The organism is Kribbella pratensis (assembly GCF_004366075.1).
GTDB classification, from domain to species: Bacteria; Actinomycetota; Actinomycetes; order Propionibacteriales; family Kribbellaceae; genus Kribbella; species Kribbella pratensis.
Genome location: NZ_SODU01000001.1, coordinates 2,246,953 through 2,272,988, shown reverse-complemented (window position 1 = coordinate 2,272,988; position 26,036 = coordinate 2,246,953). Strand labels below are relative to the sequence as shown.

The 26,036-nt window shown below is 68.3% G+C and carries 28 protein-coding genes; 21 read left to right on the top strand and 7 right to left on the bottom strand.

Annotation, left to right across the window (positions count from 1 at the left end; genetic code table 11):
- Positions 1–26: 26 nt before the first annotated feature.
- The 6 genes from malQ (at position 27) to EV137_RS10760 (ending at position 4,857) form a co-directional block, all read left to right on the top strand.
- Positions 27–2,144, top strand: a complete 2,118-nt coding sequence (gene malQ, locus EV137_RS10785; RefSeq protein ID WP_166679822.1) for a 4-alpha-glucanotransferase — start codon at positions 27–29, stop codon at positions 2,142–2,144.
- 117 nt (positions 2,145–2,261) lie between these two features.
- The gene (locus tag EV137_RS10780) at positions 2,262–2,861 is read left to right on the top strand and encodes a lytic polysaccharide monooxygenase auxiliary activity family 9 protein (protein ID WP_134000644.1); all 600 of its coding nucleotides are present in this window, start codon (positions 2,262–2,264) and stop codon (positions 2,859–2,861) included.
- An 81-nt stretch (positions 2,862–2,942) separates the two neighbouring features.
- The gene (locus EV137_RS10775; protein WP_134000642.1) at positions 2,943–3,446 is read left to right on the top strand and encodes a hypothetical protein; all 504 of its coding nucleotides are present in this window, start codon (positions 2,943–2,945) and stop codon (positions 3,444–3,446) included.
- A gap of 140 nt (positions 3,447–3,586) precedes the next feature.
- Positions 3,587–3,877, top strand: a complete 291-nt coding sequence (gene ctaJ / locus EV137_RS10770) for an aa3-type cytochrome oxidase subunit CtaJ (RefSeq protein ID WP_134000640.1) — start codon at positions 3,587–3,589, stop codon at positions 3,875–3,877.
- Positions 3,864–4,265 (top strand): DUF5130 family protein, encoded by a 402-nt coding sequence (locus tag EV137_RS10765; RefSeq protein WP_238156565.1) that lies wholly within the window; start codon positions 3,864–3,866, stop codon positions 4,263–4,265. The genes ctaJ and EV137_RS10765 overlap by 14 nt, the downstream gene beginning before the upstream one ends.
- A 1-nt stretch (position 4,266) precedes the next feature.
- Positions 4,267–4,857, top strand: coding sequence for a GNAT family N-acetyltransferase (locus EV137_RS10760; protein ID WP_134000638.1), 591 nt, complete (start codon positions 4,267–4,269; stop codon positions 4,855–4,857).
- Here EV137_RS10760 and EV137_RS10755 read toward each other — a convergent pair.
- The 3 genes from EV137_RS10755 to pepN all read right to left on the bottom strand — a co-directional run bounded on the left by EV137_RS10755 (position 4,839) and on the right by pepN (position 8,853).
- Positions 4,839–5,462 (bottom strand): hypothetical protein, encoded by a 624-nt coding sequence (locus tag EV137_RS10755; RefSeq protein ID WP_134000636.1) that lies wholly within the window; start codon positions 5,460–5,462, stop codon positions 4,839–4,841. The genes EV137_RS10760 and EV137_RS10755 overlap by 19 nt on opposite strands.
- Before the next feature lie 207 nt (positions 5,463–5,669).
- On the bottom strand, positions 5,670–6,200 hold the full coding sequence (locus EV137_RS10750; protein ID WP_134128204.1) for a hypothetical protein: 531 nt from the start codon (positions 6,198–6,200) through the stop codon (positions 5,670–5,672).
- 79 nt (positions 6,201–6,279) lie between these two features.
- On the bottom strand, positions 6,280–8,853 hold the full coding sequence (pepN, locus tag EV137_RS10745) for an aminopeptidase N (protein ID WP_134128202.1): 2,574 nt from the start codon (positions 8,851–8,853) through the stop codon (positions 6,280–6,282).
- Positions 8,854–8,964: 111 nt separating this feature from the next.
- On the opposite strand from pepN, the gene EV137_RS10740 reads away from it, so the two are divergent.
- From EV137_RS10740 to EV137_RS10730, 3 genes are all read left to right on the top strand, one after another.
- Positions 8,965–9,579, top strand: coding sequence for a mycothiol-dependent nitroreductase Rv2466c family protein (locus EV137_RS10740; protein ID WP_134128200.1), 615 nt, complete (start codon positions 8,965–8,967; stop codon positions 9,577–9,579).
- An 81-nt stretch (positions 9,580–9,660) separates the two neighbouring features.
- On the top strand, positions 9,661–10,428 hold the full coding sequence (locus EV137_RS10735; RefSeq protein ID WP_202870879.1) for a serine hydrolase: 768 nt from the start codon (positions 9,661–9,663) through the stop codon (positions 10,426–10,428).
- A 10-nt stretch (positions 10,429–10,438) separates the two neighbouring features.
- Positions 10,439–10,906 carry a ribose-5-phosphate isomerase gene (locus EV137_RS10730; protein ID WP_134000625.1) on the top strand — a complete coding sequence of 156 codons (468 nt, stop codon included), beginning with the start codon at positions 10,439–10,441 and terminating at the stop codon, positions 10,904–10,906.
- Here the strand turns inward: EV137_RS10730 and EV137_RS10725 are convergent.
- Positions 10,870–11,052: a hypothetical protein gene (locus EV137_RS10725; RefSeq protein WP_134000622.1), complete on the bottom strand. Its 183-nt coding sequence runs from the start codon at positions 11,050–11,052 to the stop codon at positions 10,870–10,872. The genes EV137_RS10730 and EV137_RS10725 overlap by 37 nt on opposite strands.
- Before the next feature lie 10 nt (positions 11,053–11,062).
- On the opposite strand from EV137_RS10725, the gene EV137_RS10720 reads away from it, so the two are divergent.
- From EV137_RS10720 to EV137_RS10675, 10 genes are all read left to right on the top strand, one after another.
- Positions 11,063–11,890, top strand: a complete 828-nt coding sequence (locus EV137_RS10720; protein WP_134000620.1) for an Fpg/Nei family DNA glycosylase — start codon at positions 11,063–11,065, stop codon at positions 11,888–11,890.
- Positions 11,891–11,953: 63 nt separating this feature from the next.
- A complete protein-coding gene (locus EV137_RS10715; RefSeq protein WP_134000618.1) occupies positions 11,954–13,048 on the top strand; it encodes a PP2C family protein-serine/threonine phosphatase in 1,095 nt (364 codons plus the stop codon).
- Between the two features lie 125 nt (positions 13,049–13,173).
- Positions 13,174–14,094: a hypothetical protein gene (locus EV137_RS41025; protein WP_134128198.1), complete on the top strand. Its 921-nt coding sequence runs from the start codon at positions 13,174–13,176 to the stop codon at positions 14,092–14,094.
- Between the two features lie 181 nt (positions 14,095–14,275).
- Entirely contained in the window at positions 14,276–15,283 is a 1,008-nt protein-coding gene (locus tag EV137_RS40475) for a hypothetical protein (protein ID WP_166679820.1), read from the top strand.
- 72 nt (positions 15,284–15,355) lie between these two features.
- The gene (locus tag EV137_RS10700; protein ID WP_238175215.1) at positions 15,356–15,964 is read left to right on the top strand and encodes a class F sortase; all 609 of its coding nucleotides are present in this window, start codon (positions 15,356–15,358) and stop codon (positions 15,962–15,964) included.
- A gap of 11 nt (positions 15,965–15,975) precedes the next feature.
- On the top strand, positions 15,976–16,437 hold the full coding sequence (locus EV137_RS10695; RefSeq protein ID WP_238175214.1) for a hypothetical protein: 462 nt from the start codon (positions 15,976–15,978) through the stop codon (positions 16,435–16,437).
- A 17-nt stretch (positions 16,438–16,454) separates the two neighbouring features.
- A complete protein-coding gene (locus EV137_RS10690) occupies positions 16,455–16,874 on the top strand; it encodes an SRPBCC domain-containing protein (protein ID WP_134128196.1) in 420 nt (139 codons plus the stop codon).
- Between the two features lie 49 nt (positions 16,875–16,923).
- Complete coding sequence (locus EV137_RS10685; RefSeq protein WP_134128194.1) at positions 16,924–17,364, top strand: nitroreductase family deazaflavin-dependent oxidoreductase; 441 nt, start codon at positions 16,924–16,926, stop codon at positions 17,362–17,364.
- 194 nt (positions 17,365–17,558) lie between these two features.
- Positions 17,559–18,281 (top strand): CDP-alcohol phosphatidyltransferase family protein, encoded by a 723-nt coding sequence (locus EV137_RS10680; RefSeq protein WP_134128192.1) that lies wholly within the window; start codon positions 17,559–17,561, stop codon positions 18,279–18,281.
- Complete coding sequence (locus tag EV137_RS10675; RefSeq protein ID WP_134000604.1) at positions 18,281–19,132, top strand: DMT family protein; 852 nt, start codon at positions 18,281–18,283, stop codon at positions 19,130–19,132. Before EV137_RS10680 ends, EV137_RS10675 begins: the two co-directional genes overlap by 1 nt.
- On the opposite strand, the gene EV137_RS10670 is transcribed toward EV137_RS10675, so the two are convergent.
- On the bottom strand, positions 19,129–20,280 hold the full coding sequence (locus tag EV137_RS10670) for an AAA family ATPase (protein ID WP_134128190.1): 1,152 nt from the start codon (positions 20,278–20,280) through the stop codon (positions 19,129–19,131). The genes EV137_RS10675 and EV137_RS10670 overlap by 4 nt on opposite strands.
- A gap of 107 nt (positions 20,281–20,387) precedes the next feature.
- Between EV137_RS10670 and EV137_RS10665 the strand changes: the two genes are divergently transcribed.
- Complete coding sequence (locus EV137_RS10665) at positions 20,388–21,320, top strand: NAD-dependent epimerase/dehydratase family protein (protein ID WP_134128188.1); 933 nt, start codon at positions 20,388–20,390, stop codon at positions 21,318–21,320.
- Entirely contained in the window at positions 21,320–22,246 is a 927-nt protein-coding gene (locus EV137_RS10660; RefSeq protein ID WP_134128186.1) for an RNA polymerase sigma-70 factor, read from the top strand. Before EV137_RS10665 ends, EV137_RS10660 begins: the two co-directional genes overlap by 1 nt.
- 43 nt (positions 22,247–22,289) lie before the next feature.
- Here the strand turns inward: EV137_RS10660 and EV137_RS10655 are convergent, their stop codons facing one another.
- Complete coding sequence (locus EV137_RS10655; protein WP_134000596.1) at positions 22,290–24,176, bottom strand: ABC transporter ATP-binding protein; 1,887 nt, start codon at positions 24,174–24,176, stop codon at positions 22,290–22,292.
- A complete protein-coding gene (locus EV137_RS10650) occupies positions 24,173–25,837 on the bottom strand; it encodes an ABC transporter ATP-binding protein (protein WP_238175213.1) in 1,665 nt (554 codons plus the stop codon). Before EV137_RS10650 ends, EV137_RS10655 begins: the two co-directional genes overlap by 4 nt.
- Positions 25,838–26,036: the final 199 nt, after the last annotated feature.

Below are 26,036 nucleotides of genomic sequence, written 5' to 3'. Positions count from 1 at the left end.
GGCGTTGATGCGGCAGACTCGCTGGGGTGACTGCTCCCACTCCGGACCTTGTCGAGCTAGCGGTCGCCCATGGCGTGGCGACGGAGTACTGGAACTGGCAGGGCGAGCATGTGATCGTCTCCAGTGAGGTCGTGGCCGACGTACTCGCGGCACTCGGTGTGGACGCGTCGACACCGGAGAAGGCAGCCCTGGCGTTGGCCGAGCACCAGCAGGCGCGCTGGCGTCGTACGTTGCCCGCCACTGTGGTGATGCGGGAGGGCTGGACCCCGTGGTTCGCCGTACACCTGCCGCACGGGTCGTCTGCGGAGGTGTGGGTCGACCTCGAGGACGGCGGTCAGCGGCGGGACATCCCGCAGCAGGACCACTGGGTCGAGCCGGAGTGGGTCGACGGCGTACAGGTCGGTGAGGCGACGTTCCAGCTGCCGGGGGACCTTCCGCTCGGGTACCACCGGCTGTGCGCACGGATCGGTACCAACCCGGAGATCTCGGTCAGCACGCTGATCGTCACGCCGACGAAACTGGAGCCGGAGAAGCTGCACCGCACCTGGGGCTGGGTGCTGCAGCTGTACTCCGTTCGCTCCCGGCGCTCCTGGGGCATCGGCGATCTGCACGACCTGGCCGACCTGGCCGCGTGGTCGGCGCACGACCTGGGCGCCGGTTTCGTGCTGGTGAACCCGCTGCACGCTGCGGAGCTGGCGGGCCGCATGGAGCCCTCGCCGTACCTGCCGGCGTCGCGGCGCTTCGCGAACCCGATCTACCTGCGGATCGAGGACATCGAGGAGTACGGCGACCTGGCCCCGGCGGAGCGCGACCGGGTCCGGACGCTGGCCCTGCAGGCACGGGCACTCAGTGAGGACTCGACGGCACTCGACCGAGACACGGTGTGGGCGGCGAAGCGTGAGGCACTGCAGGTGTTGTTCCGCGTGCAGCCGTCGGTGGGGCGGATCGCGGAGTACGGCGCGTATTGCGACCGCGAGAGCCAGGGGCTGATCGACTTCGCCACCTGGGCCGCGATCGCCGACGTGCACGGGCCGGAGTGGAGCAAGTGGCCCGAGGAGCTTCAGGAACCGACGACACCGGAGGTCGTTGCCTTCCGCAACGAGAACCCGGATGCGGTGGAGTTCCACTGCTGGCTCCAGTGGCAGCTCGACGAGCAGCTCGCGCGGACACAGGCCCGTGCGAAGGCGGCCGGCATGTCGCTGGGCGTCGTACACGACCTGGCCGTCGGTGTGCATCCGGACGGTGCGGACGCGTGGGCGCTGCAGAACGTGCTGGCGCCGAACATCCACGTGGGTGCGCCGCCGGACGCGTTCAACCAGCAGGGGCAGGACTGGTCGCAGCCGCCGTGGCGGCCCAACGCGCTGGCTGAGACCGGGTACGCCGCTTGGCGGGACCTGGTGCGTGCGGTGATGCGGCACGGTGGCGGATTGCGGATCGACCACATCCTCGGGATGTTCCGGCTGTGGTGGGTGACGTCGCCGGAGCGGCCTACCGAGGGCACCTACGTGCGATACGACCATGAAGCGCTGATCGGCATCCTGGTGCTGGAGGCGCAGCGGTCCGGCGTGACGGTGATCGGCGAGGACCTGGGCACCGTAGAGCCCTGGGTGCGGGACTACCTGACCGAACGCGGCATTCTCGGTACGTCGGTGTTGTGGTTCGAGCGGGATGCCGACGGGAAGCCGCTGGCGCCGGAGCGGTGGCGGGAGCTGTGCCTGGCCACTGTCACCACCCACGACCTGCCGCCGACCGCCGGGTACCTCGCAGGCGACCACGTGGAGCTGCGGAACCGTCTTGGTCTGTTGACTCGCCCTGTGGAGGAAGAGCTCGCTGTCGACGAGGCGGACCGTGACGCCTGGCTCAACGCGCTCCGCGAACGTCATCTGCTCAGCAACACCGACGGCGACGTCGCGCGGATCGTCGAGGCCCTGCACCGGTACGTCGCCCACACGCCCGCCAAGCTCGTCGGTGTCGCGCTGACGGATGCGGTCGGGGAGCGGCGTACCCAGAACCAGCCAGGCACCACGGACGAGTACCCGAACTGGCGGGTGCCGCTCGGCGGGCCGGAGGGCGAGGCCCTGCTGATCGAGGACCTGCCGAACAACCAGCGCCTCCGCCGGTTGATCGGCGCGCTGAACATCTAGCTTTCCGTATTCGCCTGCTCACGAACCGTTGACAATAGATTTGAACGGTTGTTTTCTATTGAGCAGGAGAGGCGCCCTTCCTTCACTGTCCACCGCCCCAACAGTGCAGGAGTTCGCATGCTGCGACAACGGAAACTCAGCATGGCCGGAATTGCCGTCGGAGCACTCGCTTTGACGGTGTGTACGTCGGTTCCGCTCGCCTACGGCCACGGGTACACCACCGGGCCGGTCAGCCGGGCCAAGAACTGTCAGAACGGGGTCGTCGCGAACTGCGGGCAGATCCAGTGGGAGCCGCAGAGCGTCGAAGGCCCCAAGGGCTTCCCGCAGAGTGGTCCGGCGGACGGGAAGCTCTGCTCGGCAGGGCTCGGTCAGTTCGCCGAGCTCGACGACCAGCGCGGCGGAGCCTGGCCGGCCACACAGCTCCAGGGTGGCCAGGGGTTCACGTTCTCGTGGCACCTGACTGCGGCGCACTCGACCACCGACTTCAAGTACTACATGACCAAGCAGGGCTGGGATCCGACGCAGCCGCTGACCCGGTCCGCGCTCGATCTGAATCCCTTCCTCACCGTCTCGATGAACGGTGCCCGGCCGCCGAGCGACGTGTCGCACCCGGGCACGATCCCGACCGGTCGGTCCGGACGGCACATGATCCTCGCGGTCTGGACCATCGCCGACACCGCGAACGCCTTCTACCAGTGCTCGGATGTTAGTTTCTAATTCAACCTGAGGTTTCGCCAATAACTTTCTTGGGCAGTGCACTCCTTGAAATAACCGCCCCATATTTCAAGGAGTGTCCCCATGAAGTCATTGCTCCGTCGCGTCGCCGTACCTCTCGTCGCCGTCGTCGTCGGCCTGCTGCCCGGCGTGGTGGCGGTCGAGCAGGCGTCCGCCCTGACCAAGCTGACGCACTCGCAGGCGACCTCGATCTTCCGGGCCGCCGGCATCACCTGGTCGTCCAGCGGTGGCTGCTCCGACCGCTACAACTCCACTTGCACGTCGTTCGAGCAGATCAACGACAGCACGGTGTACGGCGTGCGCACGCTGAAGACCGCCAGCGGGTGCGCGGTCAACATCACCGGTGGCACCGAGGTGGGCCACGCCAGCGGCACGTACAGCCACTGGAACGGGTACAAGGTCGACATCTCGAAGTACACGTGTGTCGGCAACTACATCCACAACACGTTCACCCGGATCGCGAACCGCGGCGACGGCGCCGCCCAGTGGCGCTCGGGCGCCGGCAACATCTACGCCGACGAAGGAAGCCACTGGGACATCACCTACTACAACTGCGGCGGCTGCTGAAGCGGAGGCTGACAGGAACAACAAGCAGCCGCGCTTCGCGCAGGTTGTGGTGGAGGACTGCGGCGGCTGCTGACCGGTCGCTGGGCCTGGACGGGAGGGGTGTCGGCCCCTCCCGTCCAGGAGGTACTAGGCTTCAGGCCGTGATTGTCGAATTGTCCGGGCACTCGTTGCTGGTGTTCGTCGGGATTCCTGTGCTGGTCATCGCCGTGCTGGCGCTGCTGGTGTTCGCGTCGTCGATCGCGAACGGGCCGCGGTACCGCCCGGGCCTGTCCTGGTGGGCCCCGCCGGTCTGGATCAACGGACCGACGGCGACCAAGCCGGACCCGGCCAACCTGCCCGAGCTGCCTGAGCTGAACAGTGCGCCCGGTTCCACCGCGACTGCCGCCACCGGCGTCGCCCGCACGCTCGGAGGCGCAAGTGCCAGCTGGTGACGCATTCACCCCGGACCAGCTCTACGACATCGAGAAGGCCGTCCGGTACGCCGAGGAGACCTCCGGCCTGCACTTCTCGGTGTACGTCGGCGGCGCGGACTCGGAGACCCGTCCGTTCGCCATCGAGCTGCTGAACGAGCTGGACGACCCGGACCGCTCGGTCCTGGTGTACGTCGACCCTGCCGGCCGGCGTCTCGAGATCGTCATCGGCGAGCTGGCCAAGCGGCAGCTGTCGGACTCGTCCGCGGGTCTGGCCGCACTCACGATGCAGACGTCGTTCGCCACCGGCGACCTGACCGGCGGCCTGGTCACCGGCGTGCAGCAGCTGGGCACGCACGCGCATCAGCCGCCGATGCTGCACGCCAACGACGAGGCGCACAAGCTCTGACGTGCCTGCCCTGGAGCCGCATCGCATCGACCTGGGCGACGTAGTACTCCGCCCGTTCGTGGCGTCCGACGAGCCCGCGGTGGCGCTGGCCCTGCAGGACCCGGGGATCCTGCGCTGGACCGCGGGTACGGCAGTGATCAGCTCACCCGCCGACAAGCGTGCCCGCCGTTGGCTGGAGCCCCGCATCGACGGCTGGGCGCGCGGCAACGCGGTCTTCGCGATCGCCGACGCGGAGACCGATCAGGTGATCGGCAACGTGGCACTCCGGGACGTCCACCGCGTACCCGACCAGGCGGTCGCGGCGTACTGGGTGAGTCCGCTGGCCCGTGGCCGCCGGCTGGGCGCTCGCGCGCTCGACGCGGCCGCGCGGTGGGGCTTCACGAGCGGCCTCCGGCTGCACCGCATCTCCCTCGACCATTCACTGGTGAACGAGGGGTCGTGTCACGTCGCACAGCGCGCCGGATTCCAGCTCGAGGGCGTGATGCGCGACTACTACGTCGAGGTGACGGGGCAGCGCCATGACTCCCACCTGCACGCCCGGCTCGCGACGGACGCACCACCTGACCTAGGACCTCAGCCTGCTGGTTCGTAGGTCGGGCAGGCGCTCTGGTACGCCGCCTGCGTGCGCGGATCCAGGCACAGGTTGAGGATCTGCTCCGAGGACGTGCCCGGGCCGAGGTACACCACCCAGGTGCCGGTGACCGGTGCCAATGAGCTGTTGGTGATGCCCGGGTACTGACCGTTGACCAGCATGGCCTTCGCCGGGATACCGGCCCGCGTGATCCTGGCTGCGGTGTCCTTGGCCATCTCACCCGCGTCGGCCGGGTACTTGTCCAGCATCGCGATCCACTGGCCGTGCTTGAACTTCGGCGAGGTCGGACCGGTGTTCACAGGTGGCGGTGTGGTCGTCTGGGCCTTCGGCGTCGGGTTCGGCGCCGCAGCGGACACCGGCGGCCTGCGATCCGCCTTCGTGGCGCTCCCAGTGGCGCTGGTGGTCGGCTCGGCCGGTGCGGCGGCGCCGTTGTCGGTGCCCGAACCCATCCGGAGCCCGTCGGCCGGCGAATCCGACGCCGTACCCCGGGTGAGGATGAACGCGAACACCGCGACCATCGCCAGGCCGGCCACGATGGCCGCTCCGATGGCACTGTGCGAACGCTGGGCGCGCGCGCGTGGCTTGCGGTGGTCGACGCGTGTCACGGCAAGGGCCCCTCCCCAGACACCCTGGATGGATATATCCGGTGCAGCTTAAACCCAACCACTGAGTAAATGAGCCTTTCTCAGGTGGCGATAATCTCTTTCTCCGCAACGGAATCGCGCACCGCGCACGTCGTTTCACGATCCGCCGACGAGCAAGCGTTTGAACCGCACCGAACGCAGTCGGGCGGGTACGAAATCGCGATGTCCCTAGGTGCCGGAGGGGATGCCGTTGGGGTGCGGTTCCGGGCGGGTGTCCAGGGCGTCGTCGAGCCAGGAATCGACGTCCACGTCGGCGGAGAGGATGTGCTTCACGTACGACGTGCGCTCGTGGCTGAGCACCTCCAACTCCCACACGCACGGAGCGGCGCCGATCGGAGCCGGCCGGAGGTCGTCGACGTCCATGCCGCTGAAGATGCTCAGGCGGGACTGGAAGTCCTTCGCCCAGCTCTGCACCACCAGGTAGATGCCGTCGTCGCCGAGGTGCAGTACGACGACGCCGAGTCCGACGGACCCCATCGCGTCGTCGAACTCGAGCTGCCGCGTGGCAGTCGTACGGGCGATATCGACCATCTGGTCGTCCCACTGCCGTCCGCGTGCTGTGACGACGTAGGGCTTCACGAGGCGGTTGGCGTAGCGCCAGGGCATCAGTGGGGTGACTGGGCGGGGTCGGTACGCGTCTGCGAGTCCGGTCAGCGCAACAGCTGCCGCACCGGCCAGGGCGGGGTCAGAGGCGGGCACCGGTCCAGTCTTACCGCACTGCGAGGTTCAACGCGACAGGGCCGGTCTCGGATGAGACCGGCCCTGTCGGAGACGTCGGTCAGGCGACGCTGTCCTGCGCCTGCGCGGCGATCGCGCGGGTCAGGTCCGCCTGGGCCTCGGTGACGTACCGGAGCGTCGGAGCGTCCACAGACGACGACTCCGCGGCCAGCCAGCCGGTCAGCGCGTCCAGCGCCGACTGGTCGGCCAGGTGCCGCGGCGACAGGTACACCAGCACGTTCTCGCCCATCGACGAGCCCAGCCGGGTGTACACGTCCTTGGCCGCGTTCAGGTACTTGTCGACGTACGGCCGCAACAGGTCCTCCTGGCCCGGCTGCTGGAAGCCGAGGATGGTTCGGAACTGGGTCTCGTTCGGAGTGTCCTCGGACTCGACCGCGATCCGCCAGGCCTCTTCCTTCGCCTCCGCGGTCGGCCGGGCGGCACGGGCCTGGGCGGCCCGCTCCTGACCGGTGATCGTGGTGTCGCGGGTCAGCTCGTCGTCGATCTCGTCCGCACCGATCCGGCCGAGCCGGGCCAGTGCGACGATCAGCGTCCAGCGCAGGTCGGTGTCGACGACCAGACCCTGCGGCAGATCACGGCCCTCCAGCCAGCCGGCGAGCCGGTCGGCGCCGCCGTCGGAGAACACCGCCGAGCTGTACGCCCGGACGAACGCCAGCTGGTGGTCGCTGCCCGGCTCGGAGTCGGCGACCAGTCCGGCCAGCGCCTCCTCGAACTGCGCGCGCAGGGCGGGCCGGTTCTGTGGAGCGGCGTACTGGTTGATCGCGCTGCTCGCCTGGTTGAGCAGGGAGCGGACACCGGTCAGGTCGGTCTCGGCCCGGATGCCGCGCAGCACGATGCCGACGTACTGGCTGGCCGGCATCTCCGCGTCCCGGGTCATGTCCCACGCCGAACCCCAGGCGAGCGCCCGCGGCAACGACTCGGTGAGCTGGTCGATCGACTCCACCAGCGTGGCCCGCGACCGCTCGTCCAACCGGATCTTCGCGTAGGTGAGGTCGTCGTCGTTCAGCAGCACCAGGTCCGGCTGGGTCGCGCCGGTCAGCTCCGGGAGCTCGGTGCGCGGCCCGTCGATGTCCACCTCGAAGCGCTCGGTCCGGACCAGGCCGGACTCGGTCCGCCGGTACAGGCCGACCGCGAGGCGGTGCGGCCGCAGGACCGGGAACTTCTCGGTCGCGGTCTGCTCGATCGCGAACGACGTGAACGCGCCCTGGTCGTCGACTGTGAAGTCGGCGCGCAGCGTGTTCACACCGGCGGTCCGCAGCCAGCGCTCGGTCCAGTCGTCGAGGTCACGGCCGGACGCCTTCTCGAGCGGCTTCAGCAGGTCGGCGAGCTCGGTGTTGGAGAACGCGTGGTCGTGGAAGTACTCCTTCAGCGCGGTGACGAAGGTCTCCTCACCGACGAACGCGACCAGCTGCCGCAGCGTCGATGCGCCCTTGGCGTACGTGATGCCGTCGAAGTTCACCTCGACCGCGTGGAAGTCGATCATGTCGGCCGCGATCGGGTGCGTCGACGGCAGCTGGTCCTGCCGGTACGCCCAGTTCTTCCGGGCGTTGCAGAACGTCGTCCAGGCGTCGGAGTACTTCGTCGTCGCGACCACCTGGGCCCAGTGGCTGGCCCACTCGGCGAACGACTCGTTCAGCCACAGGTCGTCCCACCAGGTCATCGTCACCAGGTCGCCGAACCACATGTGCGCCAGCTCGTGCAGCACGGTGTTGGCGCGGGCCTCCAGCTCCGCGTGCGTCGTACGGCTGCGGAACAGGTACTCGTCCCGGAGCGTCACGCAGCCCGCGTTCTCCATCGCGCCCATGTTGTACTCCGGCACGAAGGCCTGGTCGTACTTGTGGAACGGATACGGCGTACCGAACGCCTCCTCGAACAGCGCGAAGCCCTGCTTGGTGACCTCGAACAGGTCCTCGACGTCCAGCGCCTCCTTCAGCGACGGACGGCACAGCAGCGACAACGGGTACGTCCCGTGCGGCCCGTCGTACACGTCCGTCACGACGTGGTACGGACCCGCGACGACCGCGGTGATGTACGTCGAGATCCGCTCGGTCGGCGGGAACTCCCAGCGTGCCAGCTCCTCGCCGTTCGGACCGGCGTACGGCGTGGGCTCGGGCGTCGGGGCGTTCGAGATGACGACCCAGCGGGCCGGTGCGGAGACGGTGAAGGTGAACGGGGCCTTGAGGTCGGGCTGCTCGAAGGTGGCGAACACCCGGCGGGCGTCCGGCACCTCGAACTGGGTGTAGAGGTAGGTCTCCTTGTCGGCCGGGTCGACCGAGCGGTGCAGCCCTTCACCGGTCCGTGAGTACAGGCAGTCGGCCACCACGGTGAGCTCGTTGCGCTCGGCCAGCCCGTCGAGCTGGATGCGGGCGCCGTCGTAGACCACCTCGGGGTCGAGGGCGACGCCGTTCAGCGTCACCTCGCGGACCTTGTCCGCGATCAGGTCGGCGAACGTGCTCGCGCCGGCGGTGGCCGCGAAGGTGATGGTGGTCACCGACGGGTACGTCGGGGCGCCACTCGGGGCGTTGGCCAGATCGAGCTCGACGGCGTAGCTCACGTCACTGACCACGCCCGCACGGGAACGCGCCTCGTCGCGCGTCAGGTTGGTTCCAGGCATGTCGGCATCCTATGCACCTGGCTGACGGCTTGGATGCGGGTTTCCCCCCGACATGGGGTATTGGATACCGAGTCGGTATAACCGTTCCTTCAACTTTGTATGATGGTGAATATGACTGCCTCTGCAGATTTCTGGTTCGACCCGGCCTGCCCCTGGGCCTGGATGACGTCCCGCTGGATGCTCGAGGTCGAGCAGGTCCGGGATGTGAAGACGACCTGGCACGTGATGAGCCTCGCCGTGCTGAACGACCGTCGCGACGAGCTCGACGAGAAGTACAAGGCCAACCTCCGCAACCTGTGGGGCCCGGTCCGGGTACTGATCGCCGCCGAGCAGGCGCACGGCAACGACGTCCTGCTGCCGCTCTACACCGCACTCGGCACCCGCATCCACGTCGACGGCCGCGGCGTCGGCGACGGCAAGGGTGACGTGGTGAAGGAAGCACTCGCCGAGGTCGGGCTGCCGGCGTCGCTGATCGAGGCGGCCGACACCGACCGCTATGACGACGCGCTGAAGAAGTCGCACCACGCCGGCATGGACCAGGTCGGTATGGAGGTCGGTACGCCGGTGATCTCGGTGGAAGGCACCGCCTTCTTCGGCCCGGTGGTGACCCCGGCGCCCAAGGGCGAGGCGGCCGGCAAGCTCTGGGACGGCGTTCGCCTGGTGGCCGGCACCGAGGGCTTCTTCGAGATCAAGCGCACCCGGGACCGCGGCCCGATCTTCGACTGACGGTTCAGGGGTTGAACTGGAGCCGCCCGGCCGGTGAAAGTTGCTCACTCAGGAATCCGTCCAGTTGTGAGTAGGTTTCAGATGACCTTGCCCCAGACCCTGACCGTCGGCATCGCCGTGTTCGATCGCGAGGCAGGGCAGTTCGTCCACCAGCAGGACGCCGACCGGCAGTTCCGGTCGGCGTCGGTGGTGAAGCTGCTGATCGCGCTGGACTTCCTCTGGGACCGCGGTCCGGAGTACCACGTACCGCCCGCGGACCAGGAGCGGCTCGGCGTCATGCTGCGGAGCAGTGACGACGACGCGGCGAGTTACTACTGGGAGCAGCTCGGCGGCGCGGCCATTGTCGAGCGCATGGTCGAGCGGCTCGGTCTGACGCACACGGCCGGGCCGCCGGCCAGTCACCCGGGCTTCTGGGGGTACGTCGCGATCACGGCCGCCGACACCGTCCGGATCTACCGCTACCTGCTGGAGGACGCTCCCGTGCCCGTGCGCGAGTACGTGATGGGACAGCTGCATCAGGCGACCCGCCACGGCACTGACGGCTTCGACCAGTACTTCGGGATCGCATCGGTCTTCGAGACGGGCTACAGCATCAAGCAGGGCTGGTCCGGGTTCAACGGGTCCAGCGGCTACCGGTCCGACAAGGCGAAGCCGCAGTCCGTGGTAGACCTCGTCAACGTCGCGCTGCACACGACCGGGACGGTCGGAGCGGACGACCGGAGCATCGTGGCGGTGTTCACGCTGCACCCGCGCGGTACGCCGTACGACAAGGCCTATGCCGCTGTGACGCAGCTGACCGCGGCCCTGACTGTGCCGGGCGGCGTACGCGTGCAGACGGCCGACAAGTAGATTGCGGGCCATGCGAGTGCACATCGGCTCCGACCATGCCGGCTTCGAACTGAAGAACCACCTGGTGCAGCACCTGACCGCTGCCGGGCACGACGTCGTGGACCACGGTCCTGCCGTGTACGACGCCGTCGACGACTACCCGCCGTACTGCCTGCGCACCGGACAGGCGGTGGTCGACGAGCCGGGCAGTCTGGGCATCGTGGTCGGTGGCTCGGGCAACGGCGAGCAGATCGCCGCGAACAAGGTGAAGGGAGTCCGGGCAGTGCTGGCCTGGAGCACCGACACCGCACGCCTCGGCCGCGAGCACAACAACGCCAACGTCATCAGCGTCGGCGCCCGGATGCACTCCGAGAAGGAGGCCACCGGGTTCGTCGAGACGTTCCTGGCGACCGACTACTCCGGCGAGGAGCGGCACACCCGCCGGATCGAGATGCTGTCCGGTTACGAGTCGACCGGCGAGCTCCCGCCGTTGCCCTGATCGTCCTGCTCGTCCGCGTCGGTCTTGGGCAGCACCGGCCGCCGTACGACGGGCTGACGGGGCCGCGACACGTCACGAGCCCGCATACTCCGGCCGGTGCCGACCACGGCCGGAGTGGGTGCCTTGGAACCACCTGTCGTCCCCATAAGAGGAATCATGCCTGAAGGTCATACGCTGCATCGGCTGGCGAACGACGTCTGGGATGCGTTCGGCGGCCGTCCAGTACGGACGTCGAGTCCGCAGGGCCGGTTCGCCGAGGGCGCCGCGCTGCTCGACGGGCACCTGCTGCGCCAGACCGAGGCCCATGGGAAGCACTTCCTCGCCGACTTCGAGGGGGCGGGCTGGCTGCACATCCATCTCGGGCTGATCGGCAAGATGGACATCCGTCCGGCGCCGGTGCCGGAACCCGTCGGCCAGGTCCGGCTCAGGCTGCAGAACGCCACGTCGTACGCCGATCTGCGCGGCGCGACCGTGTGTGAGGTGATCACCGACGAGGAGCGCGACAAGCTGCTCGGGCGGCTCGGTCCGGACCCGCTGCGCGACGACGCGGATCCGGACCTGGCATGGAACCGCATCCACCGTAGCAAGCTGCCGATCGGTCAGCTGCTGATGAACCAGGACGTGCTGAGCGGTGTCGGCAACGTGTACCGCGCCGAGGTGCTGTTCCGGGCGAAGCTGAACCCGATGACCCCCGGGAACGTGGTGAAGAAGCGCGAGTGGCAGGGCATGTGGGACGACCTGCTCGCGCTCATGAAGTACGGCGTGGAGACCGGCCGGATCGACACCGTTGCCGACGACCACACCCCGGAGGCGATGGGCCGTGACCCGCGCCGGGACGACCACGGCGGTGAGGTGTACGTGTACCGGCGCCAAGGGCAACGGTGCTACGTCTGCCAGTCGGTGATCCGGACGAAGATCCTCGCGGGCCGTAACTTGTTCTGGTGTCCCAGATGCCAGCGAACCGGACTCACTCGCAAGAGCTGAAAGCCATCGGTTGTGTTGCGAATTGATGCGCGGACCGATCGGTACCGTTATGTTCTTCACACCATGAGGAAGCGCGGCGGTCTTGTGCTGGCACGACGCATCGGCCGCCGGGTCGAGGCGCTGGGCCGTCGTGCCCGCCGTTCCCACCGGGTGGCGTTCGTCGCCCTCGTGCTGGTGCAGCTGGTCGTCTCCGTCGCGAGCGGGATGTGGACGACCGTCGTCCCGGAGTCCTTCCTGATCGTCCCGCTGGTGGTCGGCGGCGTTCTGCTGCGGTTCGGCGAACTGGTGGCGCTGACCGGGATCACGACGGCGTTCGGTGCGTACGTCGTCCTGTCGCGGGGACTGACGATGCCCCGGATCGGTTTCCTGCTGGTGCTCCTGATCGTCGGCTGGATCATGATCACCAGCGCCAAGGTGCGCAGCCGGCTGGGCGTCGCCGGCACCCGGAGCGAGTCGATGCTGATGGAGTTGCGGGACACGCTCACCGCGCAGGGGGAGATCCCGCCGTTGCCGCCGGGCTGGCGGGTCGAGGTCGCGATCCAGTCCGCCGGCGGGTCGACGTTCTCCGGCGACTTCGTGGTGTCGACGATGCACGACGACCTGCTCGAGGTGGCGCTGGTCGATGTCTCCGGCAAGGGAATCGACGCGGGGACGCGCGCGCTGCTGCTGTCGGGTGCGTTCGGCGGTCTGCTGGGAGTCGTACCCGTCGAGGAGTTCCTGCCGTCGGCGAACCGGTATCTGCGGCGCCAGGACTGGGACGACGACTTCGCGACCGTGGTGCATGTCGTCGTGGACCTGCGGACCGGCGACTTCGACGTACGGACGGCCGGTCATCCGCCGGCGATCCAGTTCGACGCGTGGTCGGGGCGGTGGCAGACGCGGGACGCGGACGGTCCACTGCTCGGTCTGGTGGAGGCGCCGGAGTTCGAGGTGAACCACGGGCTGCTGCGGTTCGGGGACGCGTTGTTCCTCTACAGCGACGGGATGGTCGAAACGCCGCGGCAGGACATCGGTCGCGGCACGGACCGGCTGACCGGGTTCGCGGAACGGCTGGTCGGACAGGGGTTCGTTGGGGCGGCCGACAAGTTGGTCGCCTCGGCCGGCGGACCGGGAGACGACTCGGCGATCGTCATCATCCACCGCACAGCCCATGCCTGAGGCAACCAAGTCTCTCGTTGTCATTCCCCGGTTTTGTTGACTTGGGCAACGAGAGGGTCATACTGCAGATGAGAAGTCTGCCCGGCTGTGACCGCAGGTAGAACAGGGGACTGGGGATGCTCACCATGGGGGTTCGCGCTCAGGCTGCCGCAATTGTGGCGGCCGCTGGAGCGCTCACGATTCTGATCGGTGCCGGTGCGATGCTGGTCCGGCCGGGCGAGGTCTTCGGGCCGGCCGGTGCAGCGATGGCCGCGCCGCCGGGGAACAACGGGACCATCAAGATCGACGGGGTGGAGGTCGGCGACAAGCCGCCGGAGAACAACCCGCACCAGGGATGTTCGTTCACCGTCGAGTTCTACAACTTCGACCAAGGGCCGTACAACGCGCAGGTGATCTTCCAGGACCAGGCGCCGACGGCCGACGGCGGGCTGCAGGTCGTGTCCGGTGACCTCACGCCGTTCATCGGCGGTGATCCGGCGGGTGGCGGCAACGATCTCGACGCTCGGCAGGTCTACACGCTGAAGTTCACCGGCGAGCCGCATCCTGTCCAGGGCTACCACGTCAAGGTGACCGTGCACGCCCCTGGCTCGCAGGGCAACGACACCAAACACAAGGTCTTCTGGGTCAAGGGTTGCGACACCCCACCCACCACGCCGCCGACCACGCCGCCGACGACACCGCCCACTACACCTCCGACGACGCCGCCGACGACACCGCCCACCACGCCGCCGACTACACCTCCGACGACGCCGCCGACCACGTCTACGACAGTGCCTCCGTCGAGCACGGTGCCGAGTAGCGCGCCGCCGACCACATCGCGTTCGAGTGCGCCGTCGACGAGTTCGACGCACCGCACGAGTTCGACGACCTCCGGCCTGCCGACTGCCGTGGATGCCGGTCTGCCCGGTCCGCCGACCCACGCGGTCGCGGCAACCAGCGACAGCCGGCCCAGCGAAACCGGCGGCATTCTGATGACGCTCGGAGGCATGCTCCTCGCGGGTGGGGCGATCGCATCCCTCCGCCGCCACGGCCGCCACGCCAGGTAAGCCGAATCACGCCCGGCAGTCACAACGATCGACCCGTGCGGTTGTCCACAGGCTTCATCGCGAACGCCTGTGGACAACCGCACGGACACGACGCCAATCGTTACCGAACGACCTTGACTGCTGTAACGGAACCGAAATACTTCTCTAGGCTTACCCCCTGCACTCTCGTACGAGGACGGATATGACCCACACGGGCGTTCGCTCCAGGGCCGCCGGCATCTTTGCCGGCGCCGGAGCACTTTCCCTGCTTCTCGGCGCAACGGCACTGCTCGTCGCGCCCTCCGCCAACGCCGACCAGACCGGCCACACCGGCCAGACCGTCGCGACCGGCGGCCAGAAAGGCAACCCGCCGGGCAACAACGGCACGGTGAAGATCGAAGGCGCCGACATCCAGAGCGGCCCGCCGGACAACAACCCGCACCAGGGCTGCACGTTCACCGTCGAGTTCTACAACTACGACAAGGACGACTCGTACAAGGCCAAGGTGACCTTCGAGGACCAGGCCCCGACGGCCGACGCCGGACTGCAGGTTGTCTCCGGCAACCTCAACCCGTTCATCGGCGAGGACGCGGCCGGTGGCGGCACCGACCTGGACGCGCGCGAGGTCTACACGCTGAAGTTCACCGGTGAGCCGCACCCGAAACAGGGCTATCACGTGAAGCTCACCGTGAACGCGCCCGGCTCGATCGGCGCCGACAAGAAGCACAAGGTGTTCTGGGTCGAGGGTTGCGACACCACGCCGCCGACCACCCCGCCGACGTCGACGGACACTCCGCCCACCACGCCGCCGACGACGCCGCCGACGACCACGGACACTCCGCCGACGACTCCGCCGACCACGACGGACACTCCGCCGACCACTCCGCCCACGACGACGGACACTCCGCCGGTGAGCCCGCCGGAAAAGCCGTCCACGACGCCGACGTCGCCCGGTACTTCGACCAGCCCGTCGGACACGCCCCCGACGGTCACCGAGTCGACGCCGGCCTCCGACGTACCGAGTGACACCCCGACGGCCGGTGTGCCGACCGAGGTCGACGCCGGTGCGGCCGGACCGGGCTCCAACTCGGTTGCTGACAGCAACAGTCCGTTCGGTCTCGCGGGTGGTCTGCTGCTCGCGGCCGGCGGTGCGATGCTGGCCGGGGCCGGAATCGTGTCGCTCCGTCGACGCGGGACGCACAGCGCCTAGCCGGACCTTGTAGGACTCGGTATGACCTCCGCCCGTCGACGCGGCCGCCCTGCTCCACTTCGGTGGAGTGGGGTGGTCGCGCTCGTGGGTGTCGGCGTACTCGGGGTCGGCGCCTACCTGCAGTTCGGTGGTAACCAGCAAGCCGGTGCGACCCCGTCGGCAACATCTGCGTCGCCGTCAGCAGCGGCCTTGGGCAGGCCTGCGGTCGTTCCGAAGTCGTCGGCCGGCCGTACGTCGACAGCACGTGCCGGAAGGCCCACGCGCATCGACATCCCGCAGTTGGGCGTTGTCGCACCGGTCGTGGCGATCGACGCCGTACATGCCGCGTTGACCCCGCCTTCCGACGCATCCACGGTCGGCTGGTGGTCCGGAGGAGCGCAGCCCGGGAGCAAGCGCGGTTCCGCGGTCATCACCGGCCACACGGTTCACAACGGTGGCGGCGCGTTCGACAACCTCGGCAAGTTGGTGCCCGGATCCGTTGTGCGGGTGTCGACGGCTCGTGGCCAGTTGCCGTACCGGGTTGCCACTGTGACGACGTACCGGAAGGCCACGCTGGCGAAGCGTGCCGCGCAGTTGTTCGACCAGAGCGTTCGCGGCCGGCTCGTTCTCGTGACGTGCGAGGACTGGAACGGCGAGGTCTATCTCAGCAACGTGGTCGTCGTCGCCCTGCCGATGGCGTAGCCTGCTCCGTCGTGACGATCGATGGGCTGGGCGACACCTTCGGCGCTCGCGCGGATCGGGCGGCGCCGGACGTCTCGTTCGAGGAACTGGTCGCGATGATGCCGGACGCGTTGCGGGAGGTGTTCCCGCCGTACCGCTGGCAACTCGCGAAGCTCTGGGAGCTCGATCTGAAGGTCGAGCCGGTGGAGATCGCGGACTTGGTCTGGATGTTCGACCTGCCGCTGTGGCAGCTCGAGGGTGAGCGGTTCAAGGTCACGCCGCATCAGGTCGCGGAGACGCCGATGAACTTCCGCGCGCACTACCAGCGAGTGATGGACGCGGATCTCGACTTCCCGATCAACCTGGTCGCCTACCGCGGCCGGCTGGTCGTGCTGGACGGCGTACACCGGCTCCTGAAGGCGCACTTCCTGCGCCGCCGGTGGGTCGAGGCGACCATCGCGACCGCGACGCAACTCAAGTCGTGCGCCGTTTGAGGGGCAGGATGGTCGGCATGGACAGCGTTGAGCGTGAGGTGTACGTCGAGGCCCGGCCGGAGACGGTATGGGCCGCCGTGACGCAGCCCGAGGTGTTCGCCCGGTGGTACGCGTTCGGCGGCGCGGAGATCGACCTGCGGCCGGGCGGGCGGCTGGTGATGCGGTGGGACGAGTACGGGGAGTTCTTCGGATTCGTGGAGAAGGTCGAGCCGGGCCGGCGGTTCGCCTACCGGTACGCCGTCGATCCCGGAGTGGAACCGGTGCCGGGTAACGCGAACCTGGTCGAGTTCACCCTCACGCCGGAAGCCGACGGCACCCGCCTGCTGGTCGTCGAATCGGGCTTCGACCGCCTGGACGACGAGCAGAACCCCGACCGGTCCGCCCAGGCCTGGGACAACGCCCTCACCGCCCTGACCGCCGTGGCCCCGACACTCTGACCACGCCGGGAGGTGTCGATGTTGATGTGTCACCATTATCATTGGTGACATGACATCGAACAATGACGACTACGCTCCGAGCCCCACCGGCTGGGTGCGGGACCAGGTCGAGAAGGTCGCCGCGGCCGGGACCACCGAAGCGGTCGACATCATGGGTATGAAGGTGGTGCTGCTGACCATGCGCGGCGCCAAGTCCGGCAAGATCCGGAAGGTCCCGCTGATGCGCGTCGAGCACGACGGCGTGTACGCCGCGGTCGCCTCGCTGGGCGGCGCTCCCAAGAACCCCGTCTGGTACTACAACTTGAAGGCCGACCCGAAGCTCACCCTGCAGGACGGCGAGACCACCAAGGAGTACGTGGCCCGCGAGATCGAGGGCGCGGAGTACGACGAGTGGTGGCAGCGAGCCGTCGCCGCCTACCCGCCGTACGCCGAGTACCAGACGAAGACCACCCGGAAGATCCCGCTCTTCGTGCTCGACCCCGTCACGTAGTTCCCCGGGCCCCCGTGAGGGATCAGAGGTCCCGCGGGACCTCTGGTCCTTGCAAAGATCTGCGGGAGATGACGGTCGGTCACTGGGGCGGGACCAGGCTTGTGAGACGCTGGCGGAGGCTGGGTCCACCTCGACCCGGCCCGACGCGCTGCGTCGCCTGAGTTCTGGGAGTTGTCCTGACCACACACGACGCGGTGCGGGAACCGTTCGTCGGGTCGACGCGGCTGCGTCTGGCCGGACTTGCACTGCATGCCTATACCGCGAGCGGAACGGTGCTCGCGTTGCTGATCGTGATCGCCGCTATCGACGGCGACGCCGTCCGGGCGCTCTGGCTCGGGCTGGCGGCCCTGGTGATCGACGGAACCGACGGGATGCTCGCACGCCGGCTGCGGGTGAAGGAGACCATCCCGTGGTTCGACGGCGCGATGCTGGACAACATCGTCGACTACCTGACGTACGCGTTCGCGCCGATCGTGCTGCTGTGGACCGGTGGCTATCTCCCGTCCGGCAGTTGGGGTGCGGTCCTCGGTGCACTGCCGCTGCTTGCCTCCAGCTATCAGTTCTGCCGGGTCGACGCGAAGACCGAGGACCACTTCTTCCTCGGCTTCCCGAGCTACTGGAACGTGGTTGCGTTCTATGTGGTGGTGCTCGGCCTCAGCCCGGTCAGCACCGGCATCATCCTGGTGGTCTGCTCGGTGCTCGTCTTCATCCCGGTGAAGTACGTGTACCCGTCGCGCACGAGGGCATTCCGCTCACTCAACCTGTTGACGACCGCGATCTGGCTCGCGTCGTACGCCGTACTGCTCGCGCAGATGCCGAACCCGAACGCGATCGTGATCGCGATCTCGCTGGCCTACCTCGTCTACTACGGCGGCCTCAGCCTCTACCTCACCTGGCGCCGTAGGATCGTTTCGTAGTGGTTCTCGGTCTCGGCGCGGCGCTCGGCGCCGCGGTGCTGTTCGGTGTCGGGGCGATCCTGCAGGCCGTCGGTTCGCGGAAGGTGCCGACCGAGTCGGAGCTGGATCCACGGCGGCTCGGTGGGTTCGTGGTCGCGCTGCTCAGGCAACCGGCGTTCCTTGGTGCGCTGGCGCTGAACCTGGCTGGTTTCGGGCTGCACTTCGTCGCGCTGCGGTTGCTGCCGTTGTATCTGGCGCAGGCGGGGATCGCGGTCAGTCTGGTCGTGACCGCGTTGCTCGCGACCCGGTTGATGTCGGACAAGCTGAGTACGCTCGAGTGGTCCGCGGTGATCGGTGTCTGCGTCGGGCTCGGTCTGCTCGCGGTGGCGGCGGGCGATGCGGGCGCCAGCGCGCAGCATCACGGCCTCACGATCGGCATCATCGTGGGACTCGTCGTCATCGCCGTACTCGGTGCCGTTGCCAGTCGTTCGCAGCACGGTGTCTCGACGGCGCTGCTCGGGATGCTCGCAGGACTCGGGTACGCCGGGGTTGCGATCTCGGCGCGCTTGTTGCAGGACGGGTCGATGAGCGAACTCGTCCGGAGCCCCACGCTGTACACGCTGCCGATCAGCGGAGCGCTCGCGTTCATCCTCTACTCGTTGGCCCTGCAGCGTGGTTCGGTGACGCTGGCCACCACGCCGATGATCGCGTTGCAGACCATCACCCCGGCCGCGGTCGGCGTGTTCGTCCTCGACGACGCCGTACGCGCCGGATGGTGGCCGGCCGCGATCGCAGGCTTCGTCCTGTCCGCGGCCGGATCCGTGATCCTCGTCCGCTTCGAGAGCGTCAAGCCTCCCGACGACAAGCCCTAGCGGGTCGGCCATTTCCACGGCGGCTCGTCCAGCGGGCCTTGGCCGGTGATGGTGGTCGCGCCTTTCTCCTTCACGAGTTCGATCGTCGAGAGGTCGGGGGAGAGGGCCGCTATCGACGCGATGAAGGGGCGGGAGTGGGTGACGACGATGACCTGGGTCTCCTTTGCCGCGGTGACCACCAGGTTGGCCAGCGCCGGCAGGAGATCGGGGTGCAGACTCGTCTCGGGCTCGTTGAGGACGAGGAGTTCGGGTGGTCTCGGCGTGAGCAACGCGGCGACCCACAGGAGATATCTGAGGGTGCCGTCGGACAGCTCGGCGCCGGAGAGCGGACGCAGCAACCCGTGCTGGTGAAAGGCGATCTCGAAACGCCCTGCGGTGTTGGTGATCTGGACGCGGCTGCCGGGGAACGCGAGCTCGATCGCCTCGTCCAAAGCTCCTCGAGGACCTAGCTCCCGCACCGTCTGCAGGGCCGCAGCCACGTCCGCGCCGTCCGCGGAGAGTACGGGGGTGCGCGTACCGACCTGAACCCGGCGAGCGGGCGCTGTCGCGTCGGTGCGGAAGTGGTCGTAGAACCGCCAGCTCCGCAGGCGTTCCCGCACCAGGAGCAGTTCAGGCGCGCGCTCCGGGTCCGCGAACTCGCTCAGCATGCTGTCGAACGTCTGGAGCTGGTGCCCGCCCCGCTGCCATTCGCCACTCGCCGTACGGATCCGCACCTCGTGATTGGTGCGCTCGACCAGCAACGCCGCCGGCCGCAGGAACGGCCCCGCCCACAAGGCTTCCCGCTTGATCTCCGGATCCAGATCGAACTCCGATCCGTTCGGGATCGGCAGCCCGAGATCCATCAGATAGCCGTAGTCGTCCCCCGCGAACCCCATCCGCAACGTCACCGGACCGGTCCTCCGGGTGCCTTGCGTTGGCCGGTCCTTCCGGACATGCTCAGGTCCCGCCCACAGCGTCGACTGCAGACCGCCCTCCCGAGCCAGCGCCGCCACCGCACCGTTGCGCGAAGCATCAGCCAGCAACCGAAGAGCCCGGTAGAGACTCGACTTCCCCGTCCCGTTCGCGCCGGTCACGACATTCAGACCACGCAACGGCATGACCACCCGCCGCAGCGACCGGTAGTTCTCCACCGCCAGCGTCGTCAACATGCCCTTCACGGTACCGACGCCCTGCGACAGTTCTGCGCCGTTGTCATGTCACAGGCGGCGGTGCTGTCTCGTCTCGGGAGCGAAGCCGAACGAGGAGCGTGTTGAAGATGCGGGTGTTCGTGGCAGGTGGAAGCGGTGTGCTGGGGCGGCGGCTGGTGCCGCAGTTGGTGGCTCGTGGGCATCAGGTGACGGCTAGTACGACGAGTGCGGCGAAGCTGGATCTGATCGCGGCGGCAGGTGCTGAAGGTGTGGTGATGGACGGGCTGGACGGGGCCGCGGTCGGCGAGGCGGTCGCGCTGGCGAGGCCGGACGTGATCGTGCACCAGATGACCGCGATCTCGATGACGCACGCGGGGAAGCCGGACATCAAGCATCCGGACCGCTGGTTCGCGAAGACGAACAGACTGCGTACCGAGGGCACTGACCACCTGCTGGCCGCAGCCGAGGCAGTAGGCGTCCCGCACTTCGTTGCGCAGGGCTACGCGAGCTGGAACGGCATCCGCGAGGGCGGCTGGGTCAAGACCGAGGAGGACCCGCTGGATCTCCTGGAGGGAACAGCGGCGTACGTCGGCCTCAAGGCACTCAGCCGCATCGAGGACCTGGTGCTGAGGATCGGCGGGGCTGTGATGAGGTACGGCGCCTTCTACGGGCCGGGCGCCATCGACGACCAGGTGGAGCTGGTGCGCACACGCCAGTACCCGCTGGTGGGACGCGGGACTGGCTACAGTTCCTGGGTGCATCTCGATGACGCTGCGAGCGCGACCGTGCTGGCTGTCGAACAGAAGGTCACTGGTGTGTTCAACATCGTCGACGACGACCCGGCGCCGGCCAGCGACTGGCTGCCGTACCTGGCGGAGTGCGCCGGTGCGAAGCCGCCGCTGCGCGTGCCGGTGTGGCTGGCGCGGCGGCTGGCGGGGGACCAGGCTGTGGTGATGATGACCGAGGGACGCGGCTTCTCCAACGCCAAGGCGAAGCGGGAGCTCGGCTGGGAGCTGCAGTACCCGTCGTGGCGGCAGGGCTTCAAGGCAGAGCTGGCGTGATGCGCACTCGCGACGAGGAGTTCGAGGAGCTGCGACCGCTGCTGTTCTCGATCGCCTACCGGATCCTCGGCAGCGTCAGCGAGGCAGAGGACGCCGTACAGGACACGTGGCTCCGGTACGCCGGGTCGCGAACGGAGCCGGTGTCGCCGAAGGCCTTCCTGTCCGCGGTCGTCACCCGCATCTCTGTCGACGTACTGCGGTCTGCTCGTCGCCGGCGGGAGGAGTACGTCGGGCCGTGGCTCCCGGAGCCGTTGCTGTCCGACCCGTACGAGGACCCGGAGCGGGCGGCTGAGCTGGCTGACTCGGTGTCGATGGCCGCGCTGCTCCTGCTGGAGCGGTTGTCCCCGCTGGAGCGGGCGGCCTTCGTGCTGCGGGAGGTGTTCGGGTTCGGCTTCGCGGAGGTGGCGTCGGCCTTGGGACGCTCGGAGGCGGCGTGCCGTCAACTGGTGGTCCGTGCCCGTCGGCACATGGATGCGGGACGGCCGAGGTTCGCAGCTGACCAGCGAGAGCGGGAGGAGCTGGCAGTGCGGTTCTTCGAGGCGTTCAAAGAGGGTGCTGTCGGCAACTTGATGGAATTCCTGGCCGCGGACGTGCAGCTGGTCGGCGACGCGGGCGGCAAGGCGCCGCAGTGGGGCCGAGGTGTCGTTGCCGGCGCCCGCAACGTGGCAGGACTGCTGGCTGCGCTGGCCGGGCCGTTCGCGCAGATCGGCGGCGTCGTGGAGCCGCAGTTGGTGAACGGTCAGCCGGGAGCGGTCTTCCGCGACAGCGACGGCAGAGTGGTCAACACGTGGACGCTCGACATCGCCGACGGGCAGATCCAGGAGATCCGCGCGGTGGTGAACCCTGACAAGCTCCGGCACGTCGGACCGGTCGCCGACACGTGGGCCGTCGTACAGGAGACGAATGCGGCCCGCCGTGGAACGTAGAACGGACCGGGCGCATGGGGAGAACCCCACGCGCCCGGTGCCGTCAGGCCAGTGAGTCTTCCCAGGCCTGGTGGAGTCCGGCGTAGTGGCCGTCGTCCATGGTGATGAGGTGGTCGGGAGGGCCGTCCTCGATGATCCGGCCGTGTTCCAGGACCAGGACGCGGTCGGCGGTCTCGACGGTGGACAACCGGTGCGCGATGACGATCGCCGTACGGTCGGCCAGGATCGTCTTCAGCGCCCGCTGGATGAGGCGTTCGCTGGGGATGTCCAGGCTCGACGTCGCCTCGTCCAGGATCAGTACGGCGGGGTTGGCCAGGAACGCCCGCGCGAACGCGACCAGCTGCCGCTGACCCGCCGAGAGCCGGGAACCGCGCTTCTCGACCGCGGTCTCGTACCCGTTGGGCAGCGCCATGATGAAGTCGTGCGCGCCGATCACCTTCGCGGCCTCGACGACCTCCTCCATCGTCGCGTCCGGTTTGCCGAACCGGATGTTGTCGGCGACCGAGCCGGTGAACAGGAAGTTCTCCTGCGTCACCATCACGACCCGCTCGCGCAGGTCGTCCTCGGCCAGGTCCCGGAGGTCGACGCCGTCGAGCAGCAGATGCCCGCTCGTCGGGTCGTAGAACCGCGCCACCAGTTTGGCGATCGTGGTCTTGCCGGCCCCCGTCGTACCGACCAGGGCCAGGGTCTGACCGGCCGGCACGTCCAGCTGCAGACCGGGCAGCACCGGTACGCCGTCGACGTACTCGAAGCGCACGTTCCGCAGCTCCAGGTGACCGTGGGCCGGGCCTGGCTTGGCCGGCTTGATCGGCTCCGGGACGTCCGGTGTCTCGTTCAGCACGCCGGACAGCTTCTCCAGCGCCGCCGACGCGGACAGGAACGTGTTGTAGAACTGCGAGATGTCCTGCAGCGGCTCGAAGAACTGCCGCAGGTACAGCAGGAACGCGGTCAGGACGCCGACCGTCACGTGACCGTGGTACGCCTGGTAACCGCCGTACGCCAGGATCGCGACGATGGTGATGTTGCCGACGCCCTTGATCGACGGCATGAAGATCGCGTTCAGCCGGAACGCCTCGAGGTTCGCCTTCCGGTAGCGGTCGTTGACGCCGTGGAAGATCTCCTCGTTGCGCGGCTCCCGGCGGAACGCCTGCACCGCGCGGATGCCGGTCATCGACTCGACGAAGTGCACGATGACCAGTACGACGGCCTCACGCGTCTGCCGGTAGACGGCCCCGGACCGCTTCCGGAACCACGCCGTCAGCACCATCAGCGCCGGGAACGACAGCAGCGCGATCAGACCGAGCTTGACGTCCAGCGTGAGCAGGATGATCGCCGTACCCACCAGCGTCAGGAGCGCGGTCACCAGACCGTCGAACCCGTTCGCCAGCATCTCGTCGATGACCTGTACGTCGGACGTCAGCCGGGAGATCACCCGGCCCGACGTGAACTTGTCGTGGAACGCCGGACTGAGCCGTTGGAAGTGGTCGAACACCCGGCGCCGCAGACCGAGCAGGATGGTCTGGCCGAGCCGGCCGGAGCGCATCAGGAACAGCTGCCGCGCCCAGGCCTGCAGGAGCGCCGACGCCAGCACGGCGATGACGATCGTGATCAGCTCCTGGGAGCCCTTGCCGGCCAGGATCGGCGGGATGCCGTTGTCGATGCCCAGGTGGACCAGGTACGGCACGGCGAGCCGGGCGCCGTTCTCGACGATCACGATCACCACGAGCAGCCAGATCAGCTTCTGGTAGGGCCGCAGCAGCTCACCGAGCAGCTTCCGGGAGTCCTCCTTCAGCCGGATGCTGGTCGCGCGCGAGACCTCCCGGTCGGGGTCGTCCTCGAAGACGCCCCGCCACTTCTGCTCTTTCGGTTGCTGCTCGTCCTCCTTCGCCTCAGAGGCCTCCGGAGGTGTCTGCTGGGTCTGGGTCGTCATGCGTGCACCTCCTCTTCCTCCGCTGCGAGCAGGTGCCGGTACGCCGGGACCGTTGTCAGCAGCTCGTGATGGGTTCCTACGTGGGTGACCGTGCCGTTCTGCAGCAGAGCGACCTGGTCGGCCAGCATCACCGTCGACGCGCGGTGCGCGACCACGATGCCAGTGGTCTCGGACAGCACGTTCCGTAGTGCTTCCTCGACCAATGCCTCGGTGTGTACGTCGAGAGCCGACAGGGTGTCGTCCAGCACCAGTACGGCGGGCTTGGCGAGCACTGCACGGGCCAGTGCGAGCCGCTGCCGCTGACCACCCGACAGCGACATGCCCTGCTCACCGACGCGTGTCTCCAGGCCCCACGGGAGGTCGTTGGCGAACTGCGCCTGAGCGACCTCCAGCGCCTGCTGGACGTCTGCCTCGGATGCGTCCGGACGGCCGAGGGTCAGGTTCTCCCGGACGCTCATGGAGAACAGCGTGGGGTCGTCGAACGCGGACGCGACAGCCGTCCGCAGCGACACCAGGGACAGGTCCCGGATGTCGTGCCCGTCGATGGTGATCCGCCCGGCGGTCACGTCGTACAGCCGGGGGACCAGTGCGGTCAGGGTGGTTTTCCCGGACCCGGTGGCGCCGACCAGTGCGAGCGTCGTACCAGGGGTCAGGTCCAGGTTGATGTCGTGCAGCACCTCGGTGGAGTCGTCGGAGAACCGGAACCCGACGTGCTCGAAGCGCAGGTGGCCCCGCGGGTTCGTGAGCTCCTCCGAGCCGTCCTTGATCACCGAATGGGTGTCCAGGATCTCGCTGATCCGGTCCGCCGCGGTCATCGACTCCTGCGCCATCGCCAGGATCGCGCCGAGCGAGGTGACCGGCCAGACCAGGGACAGCATCAGCGTGATGAACGCGACCAGGGTGCCGAGCGTGATCGCCTCCCGGCCGACGGCGAGCGCGCCGAGCAGCAGCACGATCACCAGGGTCAGGTTCGGGATGACGCCGAGGAAGCTCCAGAACCGCGACGCGAGCCGGACCTTCTCGACCTCGGTGTCGTACAGCCTGGTCGCCTCGTCGTCGAACTGGCCCTGGACGTGCGGCCGCCGGCCGAACGACTTGATCACCCGGAAGCCGAGCGCCGACTCCTCGATCCGGGTGGCCAGGTCACCTTGCTGGTCCTGGACCTTGCGGGAGATCCGCAGGTACTTCTTCTCGAACTTCAGCGACACCATGACGATCGGCACGGCGGCCACCAGGACCACGAGGCCGAGCGGCCAGTACAGCTGGAGCAGCAGGACCGTGACCACGGCCAGCTGCAGGATGTTCATCACCAGGAACAGCAGGCCGAACCCCATGAACCGGCGGATCGTGGACAGGTCGGTGGTGACGCGGGAGAGCAGCTGACCGCTCTGCCAGCGGGTGTGGAACTCCATCGGCAGTGACTGCAGACGGACGTACAGGTCGTGCCGGAGCGTGGCCTCGAGGTCGCTGACGGTCCGGGACTGCGCCCAGCGGCGCATCCAGACCAGGATGACCTCGGAGATGCTGAGCCCGAGGGCCAGCAGTGCGAGCGGGACCAGCATGCTCAGCTCGCGGCGGGTGACCGGACCGTCGATGATGGCTCGGGTGACCAGCGGAACGGCGAGGCTGACGCCGACGCCCAGCATGGCGGTGGAGAACATCACCGCGAGGCGCCAACGGTGTGGCTTCAGGTAGGGACGGAGCCGCCACAGGTTGCGGCTGCGTTCTGGGGCACGGGTGGTAGGGGCTGCGATCGACGGCGCTTGGACAGTGTGCTCTGAGGGCATCTGGACGGGCGCACTTCCCATCTACTTCGACTCAAAAGGGCTTTGACGACCGGAAAACGGCGCACTTTCCAGT

What these genes read in the sequence shown, in the direction of transcription:
- EV137_RS40475 (WP_166679820.1), top strand. Translation starts at nt 14,276, where the DNA reads ATGACCCACACGGGCGTTCGCTCCAGGGCCGCCGGCATCTTTGCCGGC.
- pepN (WP_134128202.1), bottom strand. Translation starts at nt 8,853, where the DNA reads ATGCCTGGAACCAACCTGACGCGCGACGAGGCGCGTTCCCGTGCGGGC.
- EV137_RS10720 (WP_134000620.1), top strand. Translation starts at nt 11,063, where the DNA reads ATGCCTGAAGGTCATACGCTGCATCGGCTGGCGAACGACGTCTGGGAT.
- EV137_RS10730 (WP_134000625.1), top strand. Translation starts at nt 10,439, where the DNA reads ATGCGAGTGCACATCGGCTCCGACCATGCCGGCTTCGAACTGAAGAAC.
- EV137_RS10780 (WP_134000644.1), top strand. Translation starts at nt 2,262, where the DNA reads ATGCTGCGACAACGGAAACTCAGCATGGCCGGAATTGCCGTCGGAGCA.
- EV137_RS10670 (WP_134128190.1), bottom strand. Translation starts at nt 20,280, where the DNA reads ATGTTGACGACGCTGGCGGTGGAGAACTACCGGTCGCTGCGGCGGGTG.
- EV137_RS10685 (WP_134128194.1), top strand. Translation starts at nt 16,924, where the DNA reads ATGACATCGAACAATGACGACTACGCTCCGAGCCCCACCGGCTGGGTG.
- EV137_RS10650 (WP_238175213.1), bottom strand. Translation starts at nt 25,837, where the DNA reads ATGTTCTCCACCGCCATGCTGGGCGTCGGCGTCAGCCTCGCCGTTCCG.
- EV137_RS10655 (WP_134000596.1), bottom strand. Translation starts at nt 24,176, where the DNA reads ATGACGACCCAGACCCAGCAGACACCTCCGGAGGCCTCTGAGGCGAAG.
- EV137_RS10715 (WP_134000618.1), top strand. Translation starts at nt 11,954, where the DNA reads ATGAGGAAGCGCGGCGGTCTTGTGCTGGCACGACGCATCGGCCGCCGG.
- EV137_RS10735 (WP_202870879.1), top strand. Translation starts at nt 9,661, where the DNA reads ATGACCTTGCCCCAGACCCTGACCGTCGGCATCGCCGTGTTCGATCGC.
- EV137_RS41025 (WP_134128198.1), top strand. Translation starts at nt 13,174, where the DNA reads ATGGGGGTTCGCGCTCAGGCTGCCGCAATTGTGGCGGCCGCTGGAGCG.
- EV137_RS10775 (WP_134000642.1), top strand. Translation starts at nt 2,943, where the DNA reads ATGAAGTCATTGCTCCGTCGCGTCGCCGTACCTCTCGTCGCCGTCGTC.
- EV137_RS10690 (WP_134128196.1), top strand. Translation starts at nt 16,455, where the DNA reads ATGGACAGCGTTGAGCGTGAGGTGTACGTCGAGGCCCGGCCGGAGACG.
- EV137_RS10660 (WP_134128186.1), top strand. Translation starts at nt 21,320, where the DNA reads ATGCGCACTCGCGACGAGGAGTTCGAGGAGCTGCGACCGCTGCTGTTC.
- EV137_RS10665 (WP_134128188.1), top strand. Translation starts at nt 20,388, where the DNA reads ATGCGGGTGTTCGTGGCAGGTGGAAGCGGTGTGCTGGGGCGGCGGCTG.
- EV137_RS10725 (WP_134000622.1), bottom strand. Translation starts at nt 11,052, where the DNA reads ATGGGGACGACAGGTGGTTCCAAGGCACCCACTCCGGCCGTGGTCGGC.
- EV137_RS10740 (WP_134128200.1), top strand. Translation starts at nt 8,965, where the DNA reads ATGACTGCCTCTGCAGATTTCTGGTTCGACCCGGCCTGCCCCTGGGCC.